The sequence below is a fragment of the Streptomyces sp. MB09-01 genome (assembly GCF_033794505.1).
In the GTDB taxonomy this organism is placed as follows: domain Bacteria; phylum Actinomycetota; class Actinomycetes; order Streptomycetales; family Streptomycetaceae; genus Streptomyces.
This window is the reverse complement of record NZ_JARAYQ010000394.1, coordinates 1-5,511: the sequence shown is the minus strand read 5'-3', so window position 1 is coordinate 5,511 and position 5,511 is coordinate 1. Positions and strand designations below refer to the sequence as shown.

Sequence of the window (5,511 nt, the reverse complement as noted above, 5' to 3'; positions counted from 1 at the left end):
GTTGACGCGCACGAGGCGTGCGTGGGGGATCTGGCGGGTGAGGTGGTCGCCCGGCCATCGGATGACGCCGGGGGTGTTGAATCCGGCGCCGAATTCGAGGACGAGCAGGCGGGCGTCGGCGGCTGTTCCCAGCCAGTCCTTGAGCGGCGCCCCGCGGGAAGACAGGGGGCGTCGACGTACTCGGGGCCGATGCGGACCTCTATTGACCTCGCCGCCGCAGTTCGGGCAGCTGGGCAGAGGAGCGGTGACAAGCCGTCCTCTCCGGCCGCCTACTGCGGGCCGCACCCGCCCTGCGCCGCCGCGGCGTCGACGTGCAGAAGATGCCCCGTACGAAGACGGGCAGGCCGCTTCGGATCTCCACCGAACCGGCCAGCTGATCCACTTCCTCCCCCGCTCAGCCAAGCCGCTGAGCGGGGGCGCTGTCGTCCGGCAACAGACCGGGAGCGGAACGCCCTGGGGCACGGAAGGCCGCCTGCCGGGGCACGGCCGGGCCGTCCCGCAGCACGCGGGCACGGCCGCCTCACGCAGCCGGCTGTGGCTGGTGTGATCACGGCGTCGGAGCCGTCTTGGATAGCCCCGTTCGCCGGGCTGAACCCGCGCAACTTCGGCAAGCTTGTGACCGTCCTACGGCGCGCGGGCGCGGATGCGGTCCGCAAGGGCCGGCCTTGGAGCCTTCCGCTGGAGGACCGGGCACTGCTGGTGGCGGCCTACTGGGGCACGAACCTGACGATGCGGCAGCTCGCTCCGCTGTTCGGGGTGTCCAAGTTCGGCGCCGCATCATCGACCACCTCGGGCCAATGCTCGCGCTTCAGCCGCGCAAGCGGTTCGCCAAGGACACCGTGCTCATCGTGGACGGCACCCTGGTCCCCACCCGCGACCACGCCATCGCCGAGAGGTCGAAGAACTACCGCTACTCCACCAACCATCAGGTCGTCATCGATGCCGACACCCGACTGGTCGTCCTGCGTCTTCGCCCGCATGAAGACCTGGAAGATCCTCCGAGACTGCCGCCTCAAAGGCGACGGCGTGCACCACGCCATGCTCGGCATCGCCCGGATGCACAACCTCGCCCTCGCCGGATAAATCAGCGGCTCGTACGGCGGCCACCCCTGCCCAAGGCGATCGGGAGATCATTTACGGGACAACCCTTAGAAGCCGTTGTCGTACCGAACTTGATCGGCGGGTTTCCGCAGTTCAGGCATGATGCCGGCATGGCGAGGCATGCTCAGGCCGTTGGGTTGTCTCGTTGGTGGAGGTGCCGGGATGGCGTCGGTGGTGGGTCTCCTGGAGGAGCGGGAGCTGGCCGCGCGTGAGCGCGTGGAGGAACTTCGGGAGGTGGCGGACTGGGTACTCGCTGAGCTCGCCGAAGCGGAGACGGCCTGGCACGAGTGGCTGATCGCCCGGCAGCGCGTTGGCGAGGTTCTGTCCGGGCCGCGGCCCGGACAGGATGAAGCTGGCCCGGGAGCCGGTGAGTCTTTCGGGCCGGAGCCCGCGACGAACGCGCCCGCCGAGGTTCCCCTACCGAGGGCCGCGCGATCGGGCTCGATCGTCCCGGTGTGGCGTCCCGCGCTTTCCATGGACGCGCTCGCTCCCCACTACCAGCGCATCCTCGCCACGCTCACCGAACAAGCATCCGGCGGGAAGCCAGTGATGTCCTGTCAGGAGATCACTGCCGTACTCGGACTGGAGCCGGTTCCGGCAAGTGTGGAAGGAGTTCGGTCGAAGATGAAGCGGCTGGCCGACCGGGGCTGGGCCGACGAGCCCACCCCGGGACGGTTCACGCTCGCCGCCGGGCCAGCCGGCGGCTCATGAGTATCGTCATCGACCACAGCACCATCTACTCATGCACGGCGGGGCAGCGACTCGGTCTCGTCCTCGCGTGACCGCCAACGAGAGAGCAACCAATGCAACCGATTGTCCTATTCGACCTAGACGGCCTTTTGATCGACTCCGAGCCGATCTGGGACGCGGCAAAGCGTGAAGTGTTCGGTCCACTTGGCCTGCACCTCACAACGGAGATGCAGGCGGCGACGCGCGGGCTGCGGCAAAGGGACATGGTGGCCTACTGGTTCGATCGGGCCACCATTCAAGCCGACCCCGACGACGTCGAGCAGCAGATCGTGGCCGCCGTGTGCCGTGGGCTGGAGGGAGTGGCGCTGAAACCCGGCGCCGAACACGCCGTCGCGGCGTGCGCGCGTGCATCGAGGGCGATGGCCGTCGTGTCATCTTCGCCGGAGTCGGTGATTCGGCATGCGCTCGCGAGCACCGGCCTTGACCGATCTTTCGATGCCGTGTTTTCGGCCGAAGACGACGAACACGGCAAGCCGCACCCGGGCGCCTATCTCCGCGCAGCCGCCGCCCTCGGCGCGTCACCCGACGAATGCATTGTGATCGAGGACTCGCTCAACGGGGTCCTCGCTGGCGTGTCAGCCCAGATGACGGTCGTCGCCGTTCCCGAGGCCGCTGATCGCTGCGATCCTCGCTTTGCGATTGCCACTCTGGTACTGGAGTCCCTCAAGGATCTCGATACCTCTGCATTCGGCGCGTATGTGTCCAGGGGGAGCCGGAACGCCACGTGGGCATCGCGTGCTGCGGATCCTCAACCGTTCCGCGAAGCCAGCCGGCGGCTCATGAGCATCGTCATCGACCACAGCACCATCTGCTCATGCACGGCGGACAGCGTGTCGTAGTCGCGCACCAGGCGCCGCGAGCGCATCAGCCAGCTCAGCGTGCGTTCCACCACCCAGCGTCTGGGCAGCACCACGAGCCGCGAGGCGTCGTCGCTGCGCTTGACGATCTCCAGAGCGAGCCCCAGTTGCTGCTTCGCCCAGCTGACCAGGCGACCCGCGTAGCCGCCGTCGGCCCACACCAGGACGATCCTGCGATAGCGGCCCGGACACGTTCCAGCAGCGGCATCGCGGCGTCCTGGTCCGTCATGTTCGCCGCGGTGACCATCACGGCCAGCAGCAGCCCCAGGCAGTCGACCACGATGTGCCGCTTGCGACCCGGCACCTTCTTGGCCCCGTCGTAGCCGCGGGTGGCCGCCGGCACCGTGGCCGCCGCCCGCAGTGACTGCGCGTCGATCACCGCCGCGGTCGGCTCCGGATCGCGGCCGGCCTCCTCGCGGACCAGGCCGCGCAACCGGTCGTACAGTTCCGCGGGCAAGCCCTTCACACGCCACCGCCGCGCGAAGGCGTAGACGCGGTCCCACGCCGGGAAGTCGCCCGGCATCGCTCGCCAGGTGATGCCGCCCGCCACCAAATAACGAACAGCGTCCAACATCTGTCGGTGGCAGTACCCCTCCGGCTGCCCGCCCCGCCCCTCCAGCCACAGTGGCACCGGCAGACAGTCGCGCACGAGGGCCCATTCCGCGTCCGTCATGTCCGACGGATAGCGCGGTGCACGTCCAGGGCGATCACCCGCGTTCCCGAACTGGTGAGCGAGGCAATCACACGATGGGGCAGCCCAGTTGGACTCCACCCGCACGAGAGCGTAAGACTGCAACAACAGGGCCTCATGGTGTGCTCCGGCTTCGACAACCATGAGCTGAACCGGAGGCCCTGCATTCATGCGCGCACAAGCGAGAGATCACCCGACAGAGTCGCCACACTCGAACCGATGTCCACCATGATCGGTACGACAACAGCTTCTTAGACCAGGCGCTGCTCTAATAAGGGCCCATTCCCCAAACCAGCGCCGACTGGTCGCTATCGCGCTGGCCGCGTCCCAGAAGTCACTCATGCGTGGACTCTAGCCCCCGCGTCACGTCGCTTGGAGCGCACTTTCGTCCTCTCTTCGAACCTGGTGGGGTAAGTCCTCAGGCGACCCTGGGCAAGGCCGCCCGACGGCGGCCCGCTCCCGCTCCACCACCACGCCCGCCGCCGCGGCCCCCGGACAGCAGGCCCCGACGGAAGCCGCCGTCCCTGCCCATCGGCAGCAGTCCGCACCGGCCAGGGGCGCGGGGCGTACGCGGTGACGGCGGCGGCTCCCGCACCCGGACGCCGCGGGCGCGGTGTCGGGGTGCGGACGGATCGCGTACGGGCGCGGGCGGGCCGGTGGGCGCCCACCGGCCGGGACCGGATTGGAGGGGATGCTGATCGCCGTCCCTCTGCATGTTTTGGGCAGCCCCTCGCGCGTGTCCGGCGCCCGAGATGCGACGGCGCCGGACGCGGCGCACGATGAACAGGGCACGTGTCCTTCTTCGACCGTGCACAGCTGGGGGGATCACCCGTTCACGTGCGAAGAAGCGGGGAGACCCATGAAGAAAACCCTGATGGCCGCACTTGCCACTTCCGTGATGGCCGTCATGCCGGCCGTTCCGGCGACGCCCGCTGCCGCTGTTTCGGCGTTCTGCAACCAGACGACCCCGAGCACGTCGCTCCTCGGCTACAACAAGGACACCGGAGCCGTGGGCACCGGCACCCTGTCGGCCGGGCGCTGGCGCTACGGCTCGAACATTGAGGTTCCCGACGGGTACACGCACGGCGTCGCGAGCCGCGACTCGATGCTGTTCTACAACGCCGACACCGGAGCGGGGGAGAGCGGCACCTTCAAGGGAGGGAAGTACACCCGCGTCCAGACCTACGACAACTTCTCGACGGGCTGGACCAACGTCGTGGCGTCGGGCGACTCGGCCCTCTTCTACAACGCCGACAACGGCCAAGGGGGCACGGGCATACTGAAGAACGGCCGGTACCAGCACGTCCGCTCGTACGACAACTTCAGCACGGGCTGGGAGTCCATCGCCGCCTCGTGTGACACGGCGGTCTTCACGAAGCCCGGCGAAGTCGGGTACGGGACCCTCAAGGGCGGCGTCTACACGCATGTGAACGGCAGGGGCACCGAGGACCTGGGTACCCTGGTCGCGACCAAGGACACGGTCCTGGCCCTGGCGGACAACGGTTCGGGACTCCGGTACCGCATCGCCACGGCGACCGACGGCAGGCTCGGCCGGTTCCGCGACATCGGCACGTCCGGCATGTGGCAGGAGGAGGGCCGGACCTCGGACAGCCTGATCTTCTACAAGACGGACGGCACCGCGTGGACCTCCAAGCTCAGCAGGAACACCTACGCCAACGTCGGACCACTCGCCGGGGTCTCCTCGGGCTGGACGTTCTTCGCGGGCGGTGTGTGAGCTCGCGAGCAGAGCACCCGCAGGCGGCGTTCACCCGGTCTACGAGGTGAACGCCGCCCTCAGTTCCTCCCACAGCGACCGCTGGAAGGCCGTCACCAGAGCCTGCACCACCATCGGCTGCATGTGCGCCGACAGGGTCTTCATCGACCCCGACCGCGGTTACGCGGCAGATGCCGCTCCAGCCGCATCCACTCGTCATCTGAAAGATCCCCTCGCCCCACCCGACCGCAACGATCCAGCGCGAGGCGAGTCACAGGACCCATCGGACACGGCCTAGATGTATTGACCCGCAGGGTTGTTCACACGGCTGATCGGTGGCTTGCCGTCCAGTGCGGTGTGGCAGCGGTGGTGGTTGTAGGTGTGGAGGAAGTCTGCCA

At 68.3% G+C, this 5,511-nt stretch carries 3 protein-coding genes and 4 pseudogenes; 4 read left to right on the top strand and 3 right to left on the bottom strand.

Annotation, left to right across the window (positions count from 1 at the left end; genetic code table 11):
* The first annotated feature begins 534 nt into the window (after nucleotides 1–534).
* From PV721_RS40790 to PV721_RS40780, 3 genes and pseudogenes are all read left to right on the top strand, one after another.
* Nucleotides 535–1,083: pseudogene (locus tag PV721_RS40790) on the top strand (transposase family protein).
* A gap of 180 nt (nucleotides 1,084–1,263) precedes the next feature.
* Nucleotides 1,264–1,812: a hypothetical protein gene (locus tag PV721_RS40785; protein ID WP_319733551.1), complete on the top strand. Its 549-nt coding sequence runs from the start codon at nucleotides 1,264–1,266 to the stop codon at nucleotides 1,810–1,812.
* A gap of 92 nt (nucleotides 1,813–1,904) precedes the next feature.
* Entirely contained in the window at nucleotides 1,905–2,690 is a 786-nt protein-coding gene (locus tag PV721_RS40780) for an HAD-IA family hydrolase (protein ID WP_319733550.1), read from the top strand.
* Here PV721_RS40780 and PV721_RS40775 read toward each other — a convergent pair.
* Nucleotides 2,600–3,381, bottom strand: a pseudogene (locus PV721_RS40775) (IS5 family transposase). The gene PV721_RS40780 and the pseudogene PV721_RS40775 sit on opposite strands and share 91 nt — an antisense overlap.
* 877 nt (nucleotides 3,382–4,258) lie before the next feature.
* Here PV721_RS40775 and PV721_RS40770 point away from each other — a divergent pair.
* Entirely contained in the window at nucleotides 4,259–5,134 is an 876-nt protein-coding gene (locus PV721_RS40770; protein WP_319733545.1) for a hypothetical protein, read from the top strand.
* A 39-nt stretch (nucleotides 5,135–5,173) separates the two neighbouring features.
* Here the strand turns inward: PV721_RS40770 and PV721_RS40765 are convergent.
* Nucleotides 5,174–5,281: pseudogene (locus PV721_RS40765) on the bottom strand (transcriptional regulator); the annotation flags it as partial.
* Nucleotides 5,282–5,407: 126 nt separating this feature from the next.
* Nucleotides 5,408–5,511: pseudogene (locus PV721_RS40760) on the bottom strand (IS481 family transposase); the annotation flags it as partial.